Below are 19,507 nucleotides of genomic sequence, written 5' to 3'. Positions count from 1 at the left end.
CGCCGACACTTCGCCATTAGTTATCGCGAAGTGTACTCCTCAAGCCGGTCGCGGAAATCGACCACCGGCCCAGGCACGTTGCTGACGCCGCCTTCGAAGATGCGTCGCGGCGTGATGCCGGCGCCGTACACGGCTTCGTTCGCGTCGTAATCGATGCGCAGCGCGGCGCCATCGATCGCCACGCCGGCGAACAGGCCGCGCGCACGCGAATAGGAATAGATCTCGGCCTTCATCTGTTCGTCGGTGGAGGCGCTGGTGGTGCGCCCGACCGGGCCTGCCGCCGCCGAAGCATCGGCGCCGAGCGTGAACTTGCCGCGCACGATCGAATCCACGCCGCGCTGGGTGCGGAACACCAGGATCACGTCGGTCGACGACACGCCGGCCTGGAAGCCCACGCTGCCGCCGGTCATGCTGATGAAGCTGGGGTTGGACCAGGTGCCATCCGGGCTCTTGACCGAGATCAGGCCTTCGCCGCGACGACCGCCGAACACGAAGCCGACCTTGAGCATGTCGGGAATCACCGCGATCGCCCTTGCGTCGCGAAGAAGATCTTGCGGAATGGCCTTGTCCGGCGCCTGCATGATGTCGTTGAGCACGCGCACCGCATTCTTCGCACGCACCAGCGGCGGATCTTCGGCATGCGCGGCCATCGCCGGCAGCAACAGGGCGAAGCCAATCAGCAACAGGCGATGCAGTGGTGTCTTGAACATGGGCGGCTCCACTTGGGTCGGGAATGGGGACAGCGCGCCGCAGCGCGCCAGGGCTTGTGGCAGACTCCACGACTGATCCAGCCATGACCGCCACGATGCCACGCAACAATCACTATACCGGCGTTGCCAGCCATTCCCACGCATCGGGCGTTCCGTCCGTTCAGGCTGGCGTGCTGCTGGTCAATCTGGGCACGCCGACTGCACCCACCGCGAAAGCAGTGCGCCCTTACCTGGCCGAATTCCTCGGCGATGTGCGCGTGATCGACTACCCGCGCTGGCTGTGGTGGCTGATCCTGCATGGCGTGATCCTGCGCGTACGGCCGGCACGTTCGGCACATGCCTACGCCAAGATCTGGACCGAGCAGGGTTCGCCGCTGCGTTTCGGCAGCGAGGCACTCGCCGCCGGCCTGCAGGCCGAGCTGGATCGACAGCAACCGGGCACGCTGCGCGTGGCGCTGGCGATGCGTTACGGCGAACCATCGGTGGCGCATACGATCGAACAGTTGCAGCGTGAAGGCGTGCGCCGATTGCTGGTGCTGCCGCTGTATCCGCAGTATTCGGCCACTTCCACCGGCTCGGTGATCGATGCCGTCGCCGACACGCTCAAGACGTTGCGCTGGCCGCCGGAGCTGCGCCAGGTCAACGATTACCACGACGATCCCAGGCATATCGACGCGCTGGCGACCCACATCGAACACTGGTGGGCGAGGCATGGCCGCGGCGACAAACTGCTGCTGTCGTTCCATGGCATTCCCGAGCGTTATGTGCGGCTGGGCGATCCGTATTTCGACCAGTGCCAAACCACGGCGAGCCTGCTGCGCGAACGGCTTGGGCTGGGCGCCGATCAGCTGATCGTCAGCTTTCAGTCGCGTGTCGGTCGCGAGCCATGGCTGCAACCCTATACCGACGCCACCGTGCGCCAGCTCGCTGCCGATGGCGTGAAGAAACTCGATGTGGCCTGCCCCGGTTTCGCGGTGGATTGCCTGGAGACGCTGGAGGAGATCGCGATGCAGAACCGCGATTTCTTCCTCGCCGCCGGCGGCGAAACGCTGCGCTATATCCCCGCGCTCAACGACAGTGCCGAACAGGTGCGCAGTCTGGCCGCGCTGGTACGACGACATGTTCGTGGCTGGCCGGAATCCATCGCGTGAGGGCACCTAGCGAGTGCCGCATCGCACTGCCGCACCTGGAACTGAGCGCGCAGGTGTGGGGCGATGATGCGCTGCCGCCGCTGCTGGCCTTGCACGGCTGGCTGGACAATGCCGGCAGCTTTTCGCTGCTGGCACCGTTGCTGGCGACACGCTTTCGGGTGATCGCGCTGGAGCTGCCCGGCCACGGCCATTCCGATCACTTGGCTGCCGGCGCCAGCTATCGCTATCTCGACTACGTGCAGGCGGTGCTCGCCGCCGCCGATGCCTTGGGGCTGGATCGCTACAGCCTGCTCGGTCACTCGCTGGGTGCTGGGATTGCCGCACTGGTGGCGGCCGCCTCGCCGCAGCGAATCGCGCGCCTGTGGCTGATCGAAGGCCTCGGCCCGCTCGGCGATGACGGCTCGCACACGTTGCAGCGTTTCCGTGACGCGTACGCACCGCGGGGTGACAACGCCAAGCCGTTGCGCATCTTCCGCAGCATCGCGCAGGCGGCCAGCGCGCGCAACGTGGTCAGCGGGCTACCACCCGAGCTGGCACAGCCGATCGTCGAACGCGGGCTGATCGAAGTCGACGGCGGCTGGCGCTGGCGCAGCGATCCCCGGCTGACCCGGCCAAGTCCCGTACGGCTGGCCGAGTCGCAGATCCATGCCCTGCTGCGCGGCATCGAAGCCCCTGCCGCACTATTGCTGGCACAGCCGGCCACCTCCTACCTGCCGAGTGCGCCGATGCAGGCACGGGCCGATTGCGTGCCGAACATCACCGTCAGCCACATGGATGGCGGTCATCACCTGCACCTTGAACACCCCGCCGCCGTGGCGGCTTGGATCGACGCGGCAACCTAACGCAGCCTTCGCACATGTAGCGGCAGCGCCGTTCGGCTATCGTGCATCTCCCATCGCCTCGCCTCGCCCCATGGATCAGCCACCCACCCTCGCCGCTCCGCGCCACCGCGCCGCGCTCAACTTCATCTTCGTCACCGTGATGCTGGACATGCTTGCGTTCGGCATCATCATCCCGGTGCTGCCGCATCTGATCGTGGACTTGATCGGCGGCAGCATCTCGAAGGCGGCGGTATGGGCGGGCGCGTTCGCCGCCCTGTTCATGCTGATGCAGTTCGTGTTCTCGCCGGTGCAGGGCGCGCTGTCGGACCGCTTCGGCCGACGCACGGTGATCCTGATTTCCAGCTTCGGCCTCGGTATCGACTTCATCGTGATGGCACTGGCACCGGTGCTGTGGCTGCTGTTCCTCGGCCGCGCGGTATCCGGCATCTGCGCGGCTAGCTTCTCCACCGCGAACGCGTATATCGCCGACATCACGCCGAAGGAAAAGCGCGCCGCGGCATTCGGCACGCTGGGTGCTGCGTTCGGCATCGGCTTCATCGTGGGGCCAGCGCTGGGCGGCTCCCTCGGCCACCTGCATATCCGCCTGCCGTTCTGGGTGGCGGCGGTATTGTCGCTGATCAATTTCTGCTACGGCTATTTCGTGCTGCCCGAATCGCTGCCGAAGGAACGCCGCAGTACGCGTTTCGACTGGCGCCACGCCAACCCGTTCGGCGCGGTGGTGCTGCTGCGCCGCTACCCGCAGGTGTTCGGGCTGGCCACGGTGTTCTTCCTGATCAACCTGGCGCAGTTCTCGCTGAATTCCACCTATGTGCTGTACACCGATTACCGCTATGGCTGGGGACCGCAGGCGGTCGGCTATACGCTGGGCCTGGTCGGCCTGTGCAGCGGGTTGGTGCAGGCGGTACTGGTGCGCCGGCTGATGCCGAAGTTGGGCGAGCGGCGCATGATCCTGGCCGGCCTCGCGCTGTGCATCGTCGGCTATGTGTTCTTCGGCTTCGCTTCGATCGCCTGGGTATTCCTGCTTGGCATTCCGTTCCTGTGCCTGGGCGGACTGGCCGGACCGCCGGCGCAGGCGATGATGACCCACCAGGTCGACCCGCATGAGCAGGGCCGCCTGCAGGGCGCGCTGACCAGCCTGGCCAGCCTCGCCGGCATCTTCGGCCCGGCGCTGTTCGCCAACCTGTTCGCGCTGTTCATCAGCGACCACGCGCCGGTGCAGCATCTGCCGGGCGCCGCGTTTGTGCTGGCCGCCGCATTGTTGCTGGCCGCAGGCTTGATTGCCATGCGGGTAACCCGCCATGCAGCCATCGCGGCCCCCTTGGCGGCGGACGAAATCGTCCCCACCCTGCCTTTCAACGAGTTTTCGTCCGAACCGCTTCCCCACGATCCACCGGAGCAATCCCCATGACACTGTCCATGCATCAGGCTGCCGTTCCTGTCTTCGTCCGCGCGCTCGGCAATCTCAAGCACGTGCTGCAGAAAGGCGCGGAACACGCGAAGGCGAAGAGCGTCACCGATGAAGTGCTGCTGCAGACCCGGTTGATCCCCGACATGCTGCCGCTGGTCAAACAGGTGCAGATCGCCTGCGACATGGCCACCCGCGGCACCGCGCGCCTGGCCGGGGTCGAGCCCAAGTCGTTCGAGGACAACGAGACGACGCTGGAGCAGGTCTACTCGCGCATCGACAACGCGATCGAGTACATCAAGACGTTCGAGCCCGAGCAGATCGATGGCAGCGAAGGCCGCACCATCGTCCTCAAGATGCGCACTGGCGAAATGACGTTCGAAGGGCAGGCCTACCTGCTGCACTTCATCGTTCCGAACCTGTTCTTCCACTGCACCACCGCGTACGACATCCTGCGCGCGGCCGGCGCCGAGATCGGCAAGATGGACTTCATCGGCGGCGCCTGAGTCAGGAACGACTGGTGGTTGCAAAGCCGGTGACCACCAGCTGCTCGAAACTCCGGGAACCGTGATGCCCCAACGAAGCCAGTGCACACATCCAAAACCGTGATGCATAACACATTTATCCAATTTTATTGGCTCGCGCCCTGCAAGATGAAACTCGAACCCGCAACTCCACAACCCTCGAGTGAAGTCCCATGGCACCGATCATTATTGAATGCATCATCGCTGGCGGCCCGCAACATGGCCTGGTCTGCCGCCCTTACTGGGACAGCCGGCGCGGCACGCCACTGGCAGTCACCGGCATGGATGGCCAGCTTTGCATTGCGGCAGCGCGCAGGCACACCGATGACGCCCACCCGCAGTTCATTCTGTTGCACCCTCAGGCAACCGGTGAGCAGTTTCTGACCCTTCTTGCCGCCTGAGCTGACACTCTGCGTCAGCTGTCAAGACACTGACGCGTGCTGAAAGTCCGCCCATTATGGTAACGGTCACATCAGCCAGCTTGTCGCGCCGGACGATCGCATCGACAATGAATGGCTTGGCCTCGCGGCAACGCACCTCGATGGCCCCCATGCCGATGGACTCCCGGACCCCGCATGCTGCGACTGACCGACCTCAAGCTGCCGCTGGATCACGGCGAGGCTGCACTGACCGCCGCGATCCTCAAGCGGCTGGATATCCAGGCCGCCGTGCTGACCGGCTACAGCGTGGCCAAACGCAGCCACGACGCGCGCAAGCGTGGCGCGATCACGCTGATCTATGCGCTGGACATCGAAACCACGCAGGAAGCGGAGCTGCTGCGGCGTTTCGCCGACGACCCGCACATCCAGCCCACGCCCGACACCAACTACCACTTCGTGACGAAGGCACCGGCGCAGCTGCCGCACCGTCCGCTGGTGATCGGCTTCGGGCCTTGCGGCCTGTTCGCCGGGTTGATCCTGGCGCAGATGGGTTTTCGCCCGATCATCCTCGATCGCGGCAAGGAAGTGCGCGAGCGCACCAGGGACACCTGGGACCTGTGGCGCAAGCGCAACCTGCATCCAGAGTCCAACGTGCAGTTCGGCGAGGGCGGCGCCGGCACGTTCTCCGACGGCAAGCTGTACAGCCAGATCCGCGACCCGCTGCATCACGGCCGCAAGGTACTCACCGAATTCGTCATGGCCGGCGCACCGACGGAGATTCTCTACGTCAGCAAGCCGCACATCGGCACGTTCCGGCTGGTGACGATGGTGGAGAACATGCGCGCCACGATCGAGTCGCTGGGCGGCGAGATCCGCTTCAGCAGCCGCGTCGACGACTTCCTGCTGGAACCGGCGGCGGACGGCCAGCAGCAGATCCGTGGCGTAACCCTGGCCAGCGGCGAACAGCTCCGCGCCGATCATGTGGTGCTGGCGCTCGGCCACAGTGCGCGCGACACCTTCGAAATGCTGCACGCGCGCGGCGTGTACCTGGAAGCCAAACCGTTCTCGATCGGTTTCCGCATCGAACATCCGCAATCGGTGATCGACCGCGCCCGCTTCGGCCCGCAGGCCGGCCACCCGGTGCTCGGCGCCGCGGATTACAAGCTGGTGCACCACTGCAAGGGCAACCACGAGGGCAACGGTCGTTCGGTCTACAGCTTCTGCATGTGCCCCGGCGGCACCGTGGTCGCCGCCACCTCCGAGCCTGGCCGCGTGGTCACCAACGGCATGAGCCAGTACTCGCGCAACGAGCGCAACGCGAACGCGGCGGTGGTGGTCGGCATCGATCCTGCCGACTTTGCGCCGTTCGACCCCACATTTGACGAAAGCGGCGGCAGCCCGCTAGCCGGCATCACACTGCAGCGCGCGCTGGAAAGCCATGCCTATGTCCTGGGCGGTGAAAACTACAGCGCACCGGGCCAGCTGGTCGGCGACTTCCTCGCCGGCCGCGCCTCGCAGGAATTCGGTAATGTGCAGCCGTCGTACAAGCCAGGCGTGACCCTGGGCAATCTCGACAGCGCACTGCCCGCTTATGCGATCGCCGCGATCCGCGAAGCCTTGCCAGCATTCGAGCGCCAGATCCGCGGCTACGCGATGCACGACGCGATCCTCACCGGCGTCGAGACGCGCACCTCCTCGCCGGTGCGGATCAAGCGCGACGACAGCCTGCAAAGCCTCAATACCCGCGGCCTCTATCCCGCTGGCGAAGGCGCCGGCTACGCCGGCGGCATCCTGTCCGCGGCCGTCGATGGGATCAAGATCGCCGAGGCGGTGGCACTGAGCATCGCTGGCATGTCTAAGCCATGACGTTTTTATGCATTCGCAAGACGATGCCAACGACGATTGATTGCGCCACTTTGTGACCCTATGTAGGGCGCATCTGCACTCACCGCCGCACGCAGTACTCACGTTTTCCGAAGGTGCTCCCATGTCCACGCCAGTCACCCCAGTTCCGGTCCGCATCGATTTCGTTTCGGATGTCTCCTGCCCATGGTGCGCGATCGGGCTCGCCTCACTGCAGCAGGCACTTGCGAAACTGGATGGCGAGGTCGCCGCGGAAATCCATTTCCAGCCGTTCGAACTGAATCCGCAGATGGTGCCGGAAGGCGAGGATGCCACCGAGCATCTGGCGCACAAGTACGGCAGCACGACCGAGCAGATCGACGCCAATCGTGCAGCGATCCGTGACCGCGGCGCCGCACTGGGTTTCACTTTCAACATGGACCGGCGCAGTCGCGTCTACAACACCTTCGATGCACACCGCCTGTTACACTGGGCCGAACTGGAAGGCCGCCACCTCGCGCTGAAACAGGTACTGCTGCGCGCTTATTTCACCGATGGCGAGGACGTCAGCGCGCATGCCACGCTGGTGCGGCTGGCCGGCGAGGCGGGCCTGGATACCCAGCGTGCACAGCAGATTCTTGCCAGCGACGCCTATGCCGACGAAGTCCGTGCACAGGAGCAGTTCTTCCAGAGTCGTGGCATCCACTCGGTGCCGGCCACCATCATCAATGGCCAGCATCTGATTTCCGGCGGACAGCCGCCGGAGGCGTTCGAGCAGGCATTGCGGCAGATCGCCACTTCGGCCTAGGAACCCACCATCGGCTCACACACTGGCCGTGCGGCATGCCAGCCAGTGGCCGATCGGCGCCGGATGGCCGAGCAGGTAACCCTGACCCATCTCGCACCCCATCGCCAGCAGCACGTCACGCTGGGTTTCGGTCTCGATGCCTTCGGCGATCACCTGGATGTTCAGCGCCCGTGCCAGCGCAAGGATCGCCGCGACCACCGTGGTGGTGCCGGTATTGGCATCCTTGTCCAGCTCGTGCACGAATGCGCGGTCGATTTTCAGGATGCGCAGGGGCAATGAATGCAGGTAGCTGAGCGACGAGTAGCCGGTGCCGAAATCGTCCAGCGCGGCGCCGACACCGATCCGGCGCAACCGATCGAGCGTGGCGCGTACACGCTCGGGGCTGTCCAGCAGCGCGCCCTCGGTGACTTCGGCAACCAGCCGTGACGGCGCCAGTCCGGTGCGATGCAGCAGCCGCACCAGGCGCCCGTCGAAATCCGCATGACGCAGATGCAATGCCGACACATTCAAGGTCATGAAGGTGTCGCTGTGATCGTGCTGCATCAGCAGATTGCAGCTGAGTTCGAACATGTGCCAGTCGATCGTCTCGATCAGGCCGCAGTCCTCGGCGATCTTCAGGAAATCGCCCGGCCGCAGCAGGCCACGCTGTGGGTGGTTCCAGCGCAGCAGGGCCTCATAGCCCACCACCTGCCCATCGTCGAGCCGGCAGATCGGCTGGAAATGCGGCTCGAACTGATCATGCTTCAACGCCCGGCGCAGATCGCCTTCCATGGCCAGCACGTCGACCACGTTCTTTGCCAGCGTCTCGTCGAACAGTTCGAAACGTTTGCGTCCCAGCTCCTTGGCCCGATAAAGCGCGATGTCGGCGTCACGCAGCACTTCATCCGCCGCATGGTAGTGCTCGTCGCCGATCGCGATGCCGATGCTGGCGGTGCCCTGCAGTTCCTTGCCGGCTATCTGCATCGGCACGCCCAGGGCATCAAGCGCACGCTGCGCCACATTCAGTGCGAGTGCCGGCGTGTCCACCTGTTCCAGCAGGATCGCGAATTCGTCGCCGGCCAGCCGCGCCACCAGATCAGGATGACGCACGCAGCCGGCCAGCCGCGTCGCGACCTCTTTCAGCACTTCGTCGCCGGCGAGGTGCCCCAGGCTGTCGTTGATCACCTTGAAACGGTCGACGTCCAGATACAGCAACGCGCAGCGCCGCTGCGGCTCGCGTTTGATGGCGGCCAGCACGCGGTCGATCCGGTCGCGCAGATAGCCGCGATTGGGCAGTCCGGTCAGCGAGTCGTGCATCACCTGATGCCGCAGCTGATCCTGGATGCGCTCACGCTCGGTGATTTCCTTGCGCAATGCCAGCGTGCGCTCCTCGACGCGGTGTTCGAGCTGCTCGTACGCATGCTGCAGCGACTCGGCGGAGCGCCGCCGGGCAAGACTGTTGGCGATCTGCGACCCCACGAAGCTGAGCAGCTCCTGATCGGCCTCGCTGTAGACCACCAGCGGACTGTAGCTCTGTACCGTCACCAACCCGATCACTTCGTCGCCCACGATCAACGGTACGCCGAGCCAGTACATGGCCGGGGAATTCGAGCGCCCCGGCGCGATCTCGCCGCGGCGCACGATCTCCTCGATCTGCGCATTGTCGACACGCAAAGCCGTGCCAAGGCGAAGCACATATTCGCTCAGGCCATGCCCCAGCGGGCGTTCGTCGGGCGGCGCCAGTACGGCATCCACCGAGTAGGGGAAGGTCAGCCGCTGGCGATCGTCGGAAAGCAGCGCAATGAAGAAATTCTCGGCGTTCAGCAGCTCGCCGACCACCGCATGCACACGCCGGTAGAACTCGGCCTGATCGATATCGGCCGTGGCCAGCTGGGCGATCTGGAACAACGCCGCCTGCAGATGCTCGGCACGTTGCCGCTCGATGATCTCCAGCTGCAAGCCACGGTTGGCCTCGGCCAGCTGCAGGGTGCGCAGCCGCACGCGCTGCTCCAGGTCCGCCTTGGTCTGCTTGCGTTCCACCGCGGTGAGAATATGGCTGCCGACGAACTGCAGCAGGGCCATGTCCTCATCGGTGAAGCCCATCTCCTGGCGATAGCTCTGCACCACCAGTGCGCCCCGCGACTGACCGTCCCGCAGCATCGGGACACCGAGCCAGTCATAGCTGTCGGTGCCGATCAGCGCCACCGGCCCGGATACCTGGCGGAGCAGTTCCTCGGTATCGCCCATGCGCGCCTTGCCGTCGCGGATCACATACCAGGTCAGCGTATGTTCGATGGCCGACAGCGGCATCTCCTGGCCCTGCCCGGGAACCGTCGGATCCTCGACATCGACGAAATACAGGAAGCGGATGATGTCCTGCTCCGCGTTGCGCAACACGATGAAGAAATTCTCGGCGTACATCAGCGTGCTGACGATGGCATGGATGCCACGCAGCATCGCCGGCATGTCGCGCTCGGAGCCGGCCAGGTCGGAGATCGCGAACAGCGCGCGCTGCAGGTTTTCCGATCGTTCGAGCTGCTGATGCGAATCCTGCAGCTCGGCCCATTCCAGCACCCGCTGCAAGTGCTCGCCGGCGAATTGCAGCGGCGCCGTCAACGTGTCGAGGAAACCCGCGCCTTCATGTCCCGGCTGCAGGGTCAGCAGCAGCAGGGCCGGCTCGGGTTGCCGGCACAGGCATATCGCCACACGCTGTCGATCGGGATGCCAGTGCACTCCCTGCATGCGCGCAACGGAGTCCAGCCATGGCCAGTCGGCGACATCAATCCACGTCGCCGGCACGCAATGATGGTTGGTGGGCTCGTCCAGCCCCCACAACACGCAGGCCGCCTCGCAACCAGGCCAGGCCTGCATCAGGGCAACGATCGCCGCAGCCACCTCATCGGGCGCGTTGGTCGCGATCAGGCGCGTCAGCCACGTCAGCTGCAACGACTCGTCATGCGACATCGGTTCGATCGTACCCGCATGCACCATCAATAGAGCCCCCAAACCGGGATCCCCCATGCCCGGAACTAGCATACCCTGTCATACATGCCGCAACGCGAGCCGCCAGGCCTTGCCGACCGGCTCACATGTGTGCCGGCCCACAATCCCGATAAACTGTCGCCCTGCATCCGGCATGGGTGTGCTTCCGGCGCGAAGTGCATGCCGATGCCCTCCGGCATCCCCACCCGGCTTCGTATCACTCGCGCCACAGGCTCCATCCCATGCTCGCCGACACCACCAAAGACGCCATCCGTGCCGCCTATGCTCGCCTGAAGGACGGGCTGCCGGGCTTCCGCGCGCGCGCGTCGCAGGGAAGGATGATCGCCGAGGTGGCCAAGGCATTCGGCCGCACCGGCGGCGTGGCGGTGATCGAGGCGCCGACCGGCACCGGCAAGTCGATGGCATACCTGATCGCCGGCGTGGCGGTCGCGCGCTTCCAGAAGAAGAAGCTGCTGATCGCCACCGCCACCGTGGCGCTGCAGGAACAGCTGGTACAGCGCGATATCCCGCTCTATCTGCAGCTCAACGGCATCGAGGCGAAAGTGGCGTTGGCCAAGGGCCGCGGCCGCTACCTGTGTCCGCGCAACCTGATGATGGCGGCGAACAGCATCAACGATACCGCGCAGATGGGCCTGGCCGGTTTCGACGCGGACCTGGTGCTGTGGACCAAACCGCCGCAGGCGCGCGACAAGCAGGTGCTGGCTACATTGCGCAGCGCCTTCGACCGCAACGAGTGGAACGGCGACATGGACAGCGCACCGGAAGCCGTCAGCGACCTGCTGCGCCCGATGGTGACCACCAGCGCCGGCGGCTGCACCGGGCGCAAGTGCGGCCAGTTCATGATCTGCCCGTTCTTCGCCGCACGCCGCGCGGTGGACGATGCCGAGATCATCGTGGCGAACCAGGACCTGGTGCTGGCCGACCTCACCATGCCGGGCGAGGGCGAAGGCGGCTCCAATCCGGCATGGGGCGGGGTGATCCTGCCGCGGCCTGACGAAACGCTGTACATCTTCGACGAAGGCCACCATGTGCCGGGCAAGGCGATCGACCGCGGCGCCAGCGAGGTCTACATGAACGTCACGGTGCGCCAGCTGAGCCGGCTCGGCCGGCAGGTGCATGCAGCCTATTCGCTGACCGACAAGCAGATGCTGGGCAAGCTGTCGCTGGATGCCGGCGATGCCAAGCTGCAGGAACTCAGCAACACGCTGGAGGAGCTGGAGAAGGAAATCCGCCTCGGCTGGCTTCCCGACCCGGCCGAGACCGAGCCGATGTACCGCGGCTCGCTGGGCCAGCTGCCGGAAACATGGGTGGAGCATGCGCGTGCACTCAGCCTGTACACCGGCGAGGTGCAGCGCTGGCTGACTGCGGTGCGTCGCGCGGTGGTCGAGATGACCGACGGCGGCCCGACCCAGGAGGCACTGTCGCGCGAGCTGGGCATCGCGCTGGAGCGCATCGGCAAGCAGGCCAGTTGCTGGCGCGCGTGGGCCGGTGAGGACGACGATGGCGTGCCGCCGCTGGCGCGCTGGGTCACCTTGAGCGGCGATCAGCAACTGGTCTGCCATGCCTCGGCCGTCTCCGCCGGCGGCTTGCTGCGCAGCGTGCTGTGGGGCAACGCCAGCGGTGTGTTGATGACCTCGGCCACGTTGAGCGCGGGTGGCAACTTTCGCGGATTCGCCGATGCGGTGGGCCTGCCCGACGACGCGGTGACGCTGAGCCTGCCTTCGCCATTCGACCTCGCCGCGCAGGCACGCCTGGAAGTGCCGGCGATGCGCACCCTGCCCGATGCGCGCGAAGCCCACGCCGAGGAAATCAGCGAGTGGCTGGCCGACAACCTCGACTGGGACGCCGGCAACCTGGTGCTGTTCACCTCGCGCGTGAAACTCGATCGGGTGCTGCAGAAACTGCCGATCGCCCAGGTGCGCAAGGTGCGCGCGCAAGGCTCACTGGGCAAGTCGCAGCTGCTCGCCGAACACTGCGCCGACATCGAGGCCGGCAAGGGCAGCACGCTGTTCGGGCTGGCCTCGTTCGGCGAAGGCCTCGACCTGCCGGGCAAGCTATGCGAGACGGTGGTGATCACCCAGCTGCCGTTCGCGGTGCCGACCGATCCGGTCGGCGCCACCTATGCCGAATGGCTGGAGTCGCGTGGGCGCAATCCGTTCATAGAGGTCAGCATCCCCGAAGCCACCCGCCTGCTCACCCAGTATTGCGGCCGTTTGATCCGCAACGAGACCGACCGCGGCCGCATCGTGCTGCTGGATCGTCGCGTGGTCACCAAACGCTACGGCAGCGGCATGCTGAAGGCCCTGCCGCCGTTCGAACGCATCATCGAGCGCACCCCATGATCATCCGTCTGTCCGATTGCCCGCCACAGCCATGGAAGAACGGCCTGGGCAGCACGCGTGAAATAGCCATCCATCCGGACGGTGCCGGCAGCGACGATTTCCTGTGGCGCGTGAGCGTCGCCGAAGTGGACAGTGCCGCCCCGTTCTCCAGTTTCCCCGGCATCGACCGGCAGATCGCCCTGCTCGACGGCAACGGCTTCACCATGACGCTGGATGATGACCGCGAGCACGCGTTGACCACCCCATTCGCGCCGTTCGCCTTTGCCGGCGAAGCCAGGGTGGCGGTGACCCTGGTGGGTGGGCCGACACGTGATTTCAACCTGATGGTGCGGCGTGCGCAGGCGCGTGGCGACATACGGGTGTGGCAGGTACCGGGCACCCAGACGCCTGATCCATCCACCGTGCTGGTCTACTGCGCCCGCGGCGTGATCGACACCGCGGAAGGTACTCTGCACGCCGGCGATGCGTGGCACCCTCCACTGGCGAGTCCACTTAAGCTGTACCACAACGCCCTGGCGCTGATCGTCCGGATCGAGCCGCACGCCACCTGACCGAGGCCGGTGGTCACCTATACTCGACCGGTCCCATCCGCGAGGTAGCCGTCATGTCCGTGCTGGTTCTCGGCCTGCTGATCTTTCTCGGCATCCACTCCCTGCGCATCTTCGCCAACGACTGGCGCGACCGGCAGATCGCCCGGCTGGGCGCGAAGCGCTGGAAGGGCCTGTTCGCGCTGGTCTCGATCGTCGGCTTCGTGTCGATCTGCTGGGGCTTCGTGCTTGCTCGCCAGCAACCCGTGCTGCTGTATGTGCCGCCGCTGCCGCTGCGCCATCTCAATGCGCTGTTCACGCTGATCGCGTTCGTGCTGTTTTTCGCGGCACGTGTGCCACACAACCGCATCAAGGCGAAGCTGCACCATCCGCAAGTATTGGCAGTGAAGGTGTGGGCGTTCGGCCATCTGCTCGCCACCGGCATGCTGCACGACGTGCTGCTGTTCGGTGCGTTCCTGCTGTGGGCGATCGTGCTGTTCGCCGTATTGCGCCGGCGCGACCGCGTGGACGGCACGGTCTATCCGGCCGGCTCGGTTCAGGGTGACGTGCTGACCCTGGTCATCGGCATCGTGGCCTGGACCGTCTTTGCGCTATGGCTGCATCTGTGGCTGATCGGCGTGAATCCCATGGCCTGATTCGGCGGCATGAGCCGATGGGCGGGTTTGCCGCATGAACGGCGGGGGTGGCAAGAGTCACCTGTGCACCCGGTGCCGGCTGCGCTAGAGTCCGCTCATCCAACCTGTATGAGGTCGTGTCATGGCCGCTTTCCTGCTCTGGCTGTTGCTGCTGGTGTTCTGCTGGCCGATCGCGCTGCTGGCGCTGGTGTTGTATCCGATCATCTGGCTGGTCTTGCTGCCGTTCCGGTTGGTGGGCATCACTGTGGGCGCCGTGTTCGCCTTCCTCGGTGCCTTGCTGATGCTGCCGGCGCGCGTGTTGCGCGGCCGGCCGGTCTGATCGCGGCGGTTCCGATCCGAACAACGCATGGAAAAGCCTTTCTCGCCTTCGTGCGAGCGCAACCGCGCACCGATCCTCGACGTGTTGCGCCGGTATTTCGCCGATCGCGAGCGGGTACTGGAGATCGGCAGCGGCACCGGCCAGCATGCGACGCACTTCGCCGGAGCGTTGCCCCGGCTGGTCTGGCAAAGCTCGGACCGTGCGGAAAACCTGCCCGGCATCCGCGCATGGCTGGATGAAGCGGCGCTGGCGAACACGCCGGTGCCGCTGGAGTTCGATGTCGGCGGCAAGTGGCCGGCCGAGCACTACGACGCCGTATTCAGCGCCAATACCTTGCACATCATGGCGTGGCCCGAAGTGGAGCGCCTGTTCGCGCGACTGCCCGATGTGACCACGCCCGATGCCATGCTGATCGTCTACGGCCCGTTCAACCATGCGGGCCGCTACAGCAGCGACAGCAATGCCGCGTTCGATCAATGGCTCAAGGCGCGTGGCGCACACATGGCGATCCGCGACGCCGAGGCCGTCGATGCGCTGGCAGCCAACGCCGGCTTTGCCCTGATCGACGATATCGCGATGCCGGCCAACAACCGTTGCCGCGTGTGGCGACGCCGGCGCAGCTGAATCACCACCTGCACAAACCCGCCGAACCGGGTACAAAGGCGGCATGAAGTCGATCGACACGCTGACCCCCTGCCCTTGCGGCAATCCGGCCGGTTACACCGCATGCTGCGGCCTCCTGCACGACGGCGGCACAACCGCTACCGGTGCCGAGCAACTGATGCGCTCACGCTACAGCGCCTATGTGCTGCGCCGCGAGGATTACCTGTTGGCGAGCTGGCACCCTGACACCCGCCCGGCATCGCTGCGACTGGCCGCACAGCAACCCGCACCGACCTGGCTGGGCCTGGAAGTCCGTCGCTGGCAAACCACCGACGATGATCACGCAACGGTGGAATTTGTCGCGCGGTACCGACTCGGCGGCGGTCGCGCCCAGCGCCAGCACGAGACCAGCCGGTTCGTGCGCGAGCGTGGCCGCTGGTACTACCTCGACGGTGAGCTCAAGAGCTGAGCAGCAATCGTCGCCTATCCGTCGTCTATCTGTAGAGCTTTTGGCGATCCTTCGGAAAGCATCGCGCACAGGGAGCTCCCGCAGCGACTCAGAATCCCTGCACTCCCGCCTGATGCAGCCGTGCCGCCTGTGCACGCACCTCGGGGTGCGTGAAGAACTCGACCAGCCGATCCGCACGACCAGGACCGATGCCGTCGATCGCCTGCCAATCGTTCGAGCTGTACGCGCTCAGGCTAGCCCAGTCCAACAATTCGGCATGACCGCTGGCCGGCATGTCGAGTGCATGCAGCCAGCGATCAAACGACCGCTGACGGGCGCTGGCAAAGGTCTGTGCCAGCGTGCTGGCTCGTGCCTGTCCAAATCCCGGCACGGCAGCAAGCTGAGCGGGCGACAGGTCGATCCAGTCAAGTAGGCCGTGGATCAATCCCGCATCGATCAATGCCTGCCAGGTACCGGCACCGATGCCATCCAGCTGCAGACCCTGCTTGCCACCCAGCCGCAGCAGCCGTGCGCGGAATTGCTGCCCGCAACCGGGCGTGGCCTGCCAGCAGCTCAGCGGATCGTGCTTGCCGGGATCGGGCGGCGTCACTTCAGCACGCTGTTGCGTGCGCCACACCACCGACTGCAGGCGCGGAATGGTCAGGCCGGCGAGCACCACCTCAACCTGGTCGCCGGGACGGATATCCAGCTGCCGCCAGCGCGCCACCGAACCCAGGCCGACCCGCTGCACGCGATGGTCGTCCAGCTGCACCGGCACCAGTTCCAACACCGGCGTGATGCGGCCGCTGCGGCCGACGGTGAAAGTCACCGCGCGAACCTCGGCCAGCGCAGATGCGGCCGGATACTTCCAGGCTATCGCCCATGCCGGTGGCGTCGCCGACCAGGACGATGCCGCCGGCCGGTGACCTTGCCGCACCACCGTGCCATCGGCAGCGAACGGCATCGCGTGGCGATACCACCGTTCGCGCCAGCGCTTGACGTCTTCGATCGTTTTGACCGGGTGGATGTAGGTCACGCTGTCGGCCAGGCCCATCGCCTGCAAGCCGGCCAGTCGCGCCGGCATGTCGGCCGGGCCGCTGGGCCAGTCCCAGACGAACAGGCCGATCTGTGCCGCCGTGGCCGCATCCAACGTGTCGCGCGACAACGCACCGGCGACGAGCGAACGCGCGTTGACGCCACCGTCGTTCGCCTGCAGGTGACCGGGCAGGCGCCAATAAAGCTCCCCTTGCAGCACCACGCGTGCCGGTGCGTTTGGCAGGTGTTTCGGAATCGCGCCAATTCGCTGTGCGAACGCGGTCCAGTCCGAGCCGTGCAGGCCATCGCCACGACTGGTCGCCTGCTGCAACTGGCCGTCCAGGTACAGCAAGGTGACCGCCACGCCATCGGCCTTCGGCTGCACCCAGAGATCCTGATTGCCGCGGGCGCGCATCCACTCGGCCAGCGCGTCGCCATCAGGCAGCTTGGCCAGCCCCGTCTGCACCACCGGCGCACGGACGCGACCGCTGGCGTCGGCCAGATGGGCAAGCTCGGCTGGCGCGTGGCCGGGGAAACAGCGGCGCCAGTGCGCATAACGCTGCAATGCCTGATCGTAGACGGCGTCATCGACGGGCGACTGACCGTCGACCCGGTATGCATGGTTCCAGCCATCGAGGCGGTCGTGCAGCGCGTTCAATTCCTGCCGCGCCTGCGCCGGCGACCAGTCGGGGCAATCCGCCGCGCGCACGGCACGAGCAGAAAACACCGCAAGCGCGGCAAACGGCAACAACCAACCCAGGCGCATGAGTCATTCCAGTCCGTGGATACGCCTGACAAGCTAGCCCGCAGGCAAAGCCGGCGGCAGTCGTCCACATCGCAAGGCGGCGTAGGGCGAAACCCCACGCTGCAGTCGCTGCTAGCCTGGCCTGGCGTCACCCAGCTGCCAGGACAGCCGCAGCAGCGTTTCGCCCTCGAAGCGGCCGTGCGGACCGAAGCGGCGCTCGGCGATCACGCCACCGCCGTCATGATCGATCGCCACTACCGTACTGGCCCGCGTGCCGTAGTCCGCACCGCGGATGAAGGCGGCTGAAAGCCGTCGCTCACGTTCCAGTCCTATGCCGGTATCCGGCAACTGCGCATCCGGCGCGACCTGCTCGTCGGCAAGCGCCTCGAACAGCGGCGCGAAATCGAGTTCGTCACCCGTTTCGATCCACTGCTCCAGACGCTGCATCAAGGCACGCGTCTTCGGCCAGGGCGTGTTGAAGTCGGCATTCGACAAGCCATGCACGCCGGGCTCTATCGCCTGCGCGCGGGGTTCGGGACGGTTGCCCAGATAGAACGCGGCATGCGCATCGAAAGTGAGCAGGTTGAACGGACGATAGCCGGCAGCCGAAGACAGCAGCTGCCGGGCATGGTTCGTCGCATCCAGTTCGCCACCGAGATAGTCGGTTGCGAGCAGGCCACGCGAAACACCCAGCTGCGGGTCGTGTGGATCGCGCACATTGGTCACTACGCAGCAGCGTCCATCAGCGGTCACGCCGAGCCATGTACCACCGGCTTCAAGGTCACGGCCAGCAATGATCGGCGCATCGCTCCAGCGCCCCAGTGCAGCACTGGGACGCGCATGGAATTCGTCGCGATTGCCGGCCAGCAACAGCCGCCAGCGTGGATGTGCATTCCATGAAAATGCGATCAGGCACATGAGTCCCTTCCTTCAGCCGAAAAACCAGTAACAGACCGCGATCGAGGCGAGCACGCCGGCCAGATCGGCCAGCAGCGCGCAACCGACCGTATGGCGAACGCGCTTGATACCGACGGCGCCGAAGTACACAGCCACCACATAGAAGGTGGTCTCGGTACTGCCCTGGATCGTGGCAGCCAGCAACGCGGGAAAACTGTCGACACCCGAATGATGCATCGTCTCGATCAGCATCGCACGCGCGGCGCTGCCGGAAAACGGCTTGACCAGCGCCGTCGGCAATGCATCGACAAAACGATCGTCCAGTCCCGCATGCAGGACCAGCCAGCGAATGCCAGCCAGCGCGAAATCCAGCGCGCCGGAGGCGCGCAGCACGCCGACCGCACACAGCATCGCGATCAGGTACGGCAGCAGATCTTTCGCCACCTCGAAACCCTGCTTTGCGCCATCGACGAAGCTCTCGAACAGCGGCACCTTCTTGTACGCGCCGGCACACAGGAACGCGATGACCACACCGAACAGCATCAGGTTGCCGAGCAGCGCGGACAACGAAGCCAGTGCCGCCGCCGTCAGCGATGTCAGCAGCGCGATGAAGCCTCCAAGCAGCAGCGCGCCACCGCCCAGCCAGAGCAGCACCACCGGATCCCACAGTTTCAGGCGCTGCATATAGGCCACCGACAGCAGCCCGGCGAGGTTGGCGGCGAAATGCGCCAGCAGGATCGGCAGGAACACCAGGGTCGGATCGTGCGCACCGGCCTGCGCGCGATACATGAACACGGTCACCGGCAACAGCGTCAACGACGAGGCGTTAAGTACCAGGAACAGGATCTGCGCATTGCTCGCGGTATCCGTCGAAGGATTCAGCGTCTGTAGCTCGCGCATCGCACGCAGTCCGATCGGCGTGGCGGCATTGTCCAGCCCCAGCGCATTGGCGGCGAAGTTCAACGTGATCAGGCCGATCGCCGGATGGCCGCGTGGCACGCCCGGCATCAGCCGCGCGAACAGCGGCCCGAGCAGCCGCGCCAGGCGATCGACCAGGCCGGCCTGTTCGGCGATATTGAGGAAGCCCAGCCACAAGGTCAGCGTGCCGAACAGCAGCAGCATCACCTTCACCGACAGATCGGCCATGTCGAACAGCGAGCCGACCACGGCGGCGAATACGCCCTCGTCGCCACCGATCAGCCAGCGCGACAGTGCCGCCAGCGCGGCAGTCAGGAAAAACCCAAGCCAGAGTCTATTGAGCACACCACACGCCGTTGGCCGTCATCGGGCT

At 65.7% G+C, this 19,507-nt stretch carries 18 protein-coding genes; 13 read left to right on the top strand and 5 right to left on the bottom strand.

The annotated features are described in order from the left end of the window. Window positions 1-20: 20 nt before the first annotated feature. Entirely contained in the window at window positions 21-710 is a 690-nt protein-coding gene (locus tag B0E46_RS04220; protein ID WP_077554448.1) for a lipid-binding SYLF domain-containing protein, read from the bottom strand. A gap of 95 nt (window positions 711-805) precedes the next feature. Between B0E46_RS04220 and hemH the strand changes: the two genes are divergently transcribed. The 7 genes from hemH to B0E46_RS04185 all read left to right on the top strand — a co-directional run bounded on the left by hemH (window position 806) and on the right by B0E46_RS04185 (window position 7,662). Then, complete coding sequence (gene hemH / locus B0E46_RS04215) at window positions 806-1,861, top strand: ferrochelatase (protein WP_077554601.1); 1,056 nt, start codon at window positions 806-808, stop codon at window positions 1,859-1,861. Further along, window positions 1,858-2,703 carry an alpha/beta fold hydrolase gene (locus B0E46_RS04210; protein WP_077554447.1) on the top strand — a complete coding sequence of 282 codons (846 nt, stop codon included), beginning with the start codon at window positions 1,858-1,860 and terminating at the stop codon, window positions 2,701-2,703. The genes hemH and B0E46_RS04210 overlap by 4 nt, the downstream gene beginning before the upstream one ends. A 70-nt stretch (window positions 2,704-2,773) precedes the next feature. Next, entirely contained in the window at window positions 2,774-4,111 is a 1,338-nt protein-coding gene (locus tag B0E46_RS04205; RefSeq protein WP_077554446.1) for a TCR/Tet family MFS transporter, read from the top strand. Continuing rightward, window positions 4,108-4,614 carry a DUF1993 domain-containing protein gene (locus tag B0E46_RS04200; protein WP_077554445.1) on the top strand — a complete coding sequence of 169 codons (507 nt, stop codon included), beginning with the start codon at window positions 4,108-4,110 and terminating at the stop codon, window positions 4,612-4,614. Before B0E46_RS04205 ends, B0E46_RS04200 begins: the two co-directional genes overlap by 4 nt. A gap of 191 nt (window positions 4,615-4,805) precedes the next feature. Then, window positions 4,806-5,033 carry a hypothetical protein gene (locus B0E46_RS04195; RefSeq protein ID WP_077554444.1) on the top strand — a complete coding sequence of 76 codons (228 nt, stop codon included), beginning with the start codon at window positions 4,806-4,808 and terminating at the stop codon, window positions 5,031-5,033. A gap of 174 nt (window positions 5,034-5,207) precedes the next feature. Next, window positions 5,208-6,878, top strand: a complete 1,671-nt coding sequence (locus B0E46_RS04190) for an NAD(P)/FAD-dependent oxidoreductase (RefSeq protein WP_077554443.1) — start codon at window positions 5,208-5,210, stop codon at window positions 6,876-6,878. A 121-nt stretch (window positions 6,879-6,999) separates the two neighbouring features. Next, entirely contained in the window at window positions 7,000-7,662 is a 663-nt protein-coding gene (locus tag B0E46_RS04185) for a DsbA family oxidoreductase (protein ID WP_077554442.1), read from the top strand. A 15-nt stretch (window positions 7,663-7,677) separates the two neighbouring features. On the opposite strand, the gene B0E46_RS04180 is transcribed toward B0E46_RS04185, so the two are convergent. Next, window positions 7,678-10,647, bottom strand: coding sequence for an EAL domain-containing protein (locus B0E46_RS04180; RefSeq protein WP_254425033.1), 2,970 nt, complete (start codon window positions 10,645-10,647; stop codon window positions 7,678-7,680). 218 nt (window positions 10,648-10,865) lie between these two features. On the opposite strand from B0E46_RS04180, the gene dinG reads away from it, so the two are divergent. The 6 genes from dinG (at window position 10,866) to B0E46_RS04150 (ending at window position 15,560) form a co-directional block, all read left to right on the top strand. Then, a complete protein-coding gene (gene dinG, locus B0E46_RS04175) occupies window positions 10,866-12,986 on the top strand; it encodes an ATP-dependent DNA helicase DinG (protein ID WP_077554440.1) in 2,121 nt (706 codons plus the stop codon). Further along, window positions 12,983-13,537 carry a HutD family protein gene (locus tag B0E46_RS04170; RefSeq protein WP_077554439.1) on the top strand — a complete coding sequence of 185 codons (555 nt, stop codon included), beginning with the start codon at window positions 12,983-12,985 and terminating at the stop codon, window positions 13,535-13,537. The genes dinG and B0E46_RS04170 overlap by 4 nt, the downstream gene beginning before the upstream one ends. Window positions 13,538-13,590: 53 nt before the next feature. Next, the gene (locus tag B0E46_RS04165; protein ID WP_077554438.1) at window positions 13,591-14,169 is read left to right on the top strand and encodes an NnrU family protein; all 579 of its coding nucleotides are present in this window, start codon (window positions 13,591-13,593) and stop codon (window positions 14,167-14,169) included. Window positions 14,170-14,290: 121 nt separating this feature from the next. After that, window positions 14,291-14,488 (top strand): hypothetical protein, encoded by a 198-nt coding sequence (locus tag B0E46_RS04160; protein WP_077554437.1) that lies wholly within the window; start codon window positions 14,291-14,293, stop codon window positions 14,486-14,488. Between the two features lie 27 nt (window positions 14,489-14,515). Then, window positions 14,516-15,112 (top strand): DUF938 domain-containing protein, encoded by a 597-nt coding sequence (locus tag B0E46_RS04155; protein WP_077554436.1) that lies wholly within the window; start codon window positions 14,516-14,518, stop codon window positions 15,110-15,112. 43 nt (window positions 15,113-15,155) lie between these two features. Further along, entirely contained in the window at window positions 15,156-15,560 is a 405-nt protein-coding gene (locus B0E46_RS04150) for a YchJ family metal-binding protein (protein ID WP_077554435.1), read from the top strand. A gap of 88 nt (window positions 15,561-15,648) precedes the next feature. Here the strand turns inward: B0E46_RS04150 and ligB are convergent, their stop codons facing one another. The 3 genes from ligB to B0E46_RS04135 form a co-directional block, all read right to left on the bottom strand. After that, window positions 15,649-17,340, bottom strand: coding sequence for an NAD-dependent DNA ligase LigB (gene ligB / locus B0E46_RS04145; RefSeq protein ID WP_077554434.1), 1,692 nt, complete (start codon window positions 17,338-17,340; stop codon window positions 15,649-15,651). 111 nt (window positions 17,341-17,451) lie between these two features. Beyond that, the gene (locus B0E46_RS04140) at window positions 17,452-18,237 is read right to left on the bottom strand and encodes an NRDE family protein (protein WP_077554433.1); all 786 of its coding nucleotides are present in this window, start codon (window positions 18,235-18,237) and stop codon (window positions 17,452-17,454) included. A 12-nt stretch (window positions 18,238-18,249) separates the two neighbouring features. Then, window positions 18,250-19,479, bottom strand: coding sequence for a spore maturation protein (locus tag B0E46_RS04135; protein WP_077554432.1), 1,230 nt, complete (start codon window positions 19,477-19,479; stop codon window positions 18,250-18,252). Window positions 19,480-19,507: the final 28 nt, after the last annotated feature.

This window comes from Rhodanobacter sp. B04, assembly GCF_002001125.1.
GTDB lineage: Bacteria > Pseudomonadota > Gammaproteobacteria > Xanthomonadales > Rhodanobacteraceae > Rhodanobacter.
This window is presented reverse-complemented; position numbering and strand designations above follow the sequence as displayed.

Coding starts and splice junctions, on each gene's coding strand:
- B0E46_RS04220 (WP_077554448.1), bottom strand. CDS start 710: ATGTTCAAGACACCACTGCATCGCCTGTTGCTGATTGGCTTCGCCCTG.
- hemH (WP_077554601.1), top strand. CDS start 806: ATGCCACGCAACAATCACTATACCGGCGTTGCCAGCCATTCCCACGCA.
- B0E46_RS04205 (WP_077554446.1), top strand. CDS start 2,774: ATGGATCAGCCACCCACCCTCGCCGCTCCGCGCCACCGCGCCGCGCTC.
- B0E46_RS04200 (WP_077554445.1), top strand. CDS start 4,108: ATGACACTGTCCATGCATCAGGCTGCCGTTCCTGTCTTCGTCCGCGCG.
- B0E46_RS04195 (WP_077554444.1), top strand. CDS start 4,806: ATGGCACCGATCATTATTGAATGCATCATCGCTGGCGGCCCGCAACAT.
- B0E46_RS04190 (WP_077554443.1), top strand. CDS start 5,208: ATGCTGCGACTGACCGACCTCAAGCTGCCGCTGGATCACGGCGAGGCT.
- B0E46_RS04185 (WP_077554442.1), top strand. CDS start 7,000: ATGTCCACGCCAGTCACCCCAGTTCCGGTCCGCATCGATTTCGTTTCG.
- dinG (WP_077554440.1), top strand. CDS start 10,866: ATGCTCGCCGACACCACCAAAGACGCCATCCGTGCCGCCTATGCTCGC.
- B0E46_RS04170 (WP_077554439.1), top strand. CDS start 12,983: ATGATCATCCGTCTGTCCGATTGCCCGCCACAGCCATGGAAGAACGGC.
- B0E46_RS04165 (WP_077554438.1), top strand. CDS start 13,591: ATGTCCGTGCTGGTTCTCGGCCTGCTGATCTTTCTCGGCATCCACTCC.
- B0E46_RS04160 (WP_077554437.1), top strand. CDS start 14,291: ATGGCCGCTTTCCTGCTCTGGCTGTTGCTGCTGGTGTTCTGCTGGCCG.
- B0E46_RS04155 (WP_077554436.1), top strand. CDS start 14,516: ATGGAAAAGCCTTTCTCGCCTTCGTGCGAGCGCAACCGCGCACCGATC.
- B0E46_RS04150 (WP_077554435.1), top strand. CDS start 15,156: ATGAAGTCGATCGACACGCTGACCCCCTGCCCTTGCGGCAATCCGGCC.
- ligB (WP_077554434.1), bottom strand. CDS start 17,340: ATGCGCCTGGGTTGGTTGTTGCCGTTTGCCGCGCTTGCGGTGTTTTCT.
- B0E46_RS04140 (WP_077554433.1), bottom strand. CDS start 18,237: ATGTGCCTGATCGCATTTTCATGGAATGCACATCCACGCTGGCGGCTG.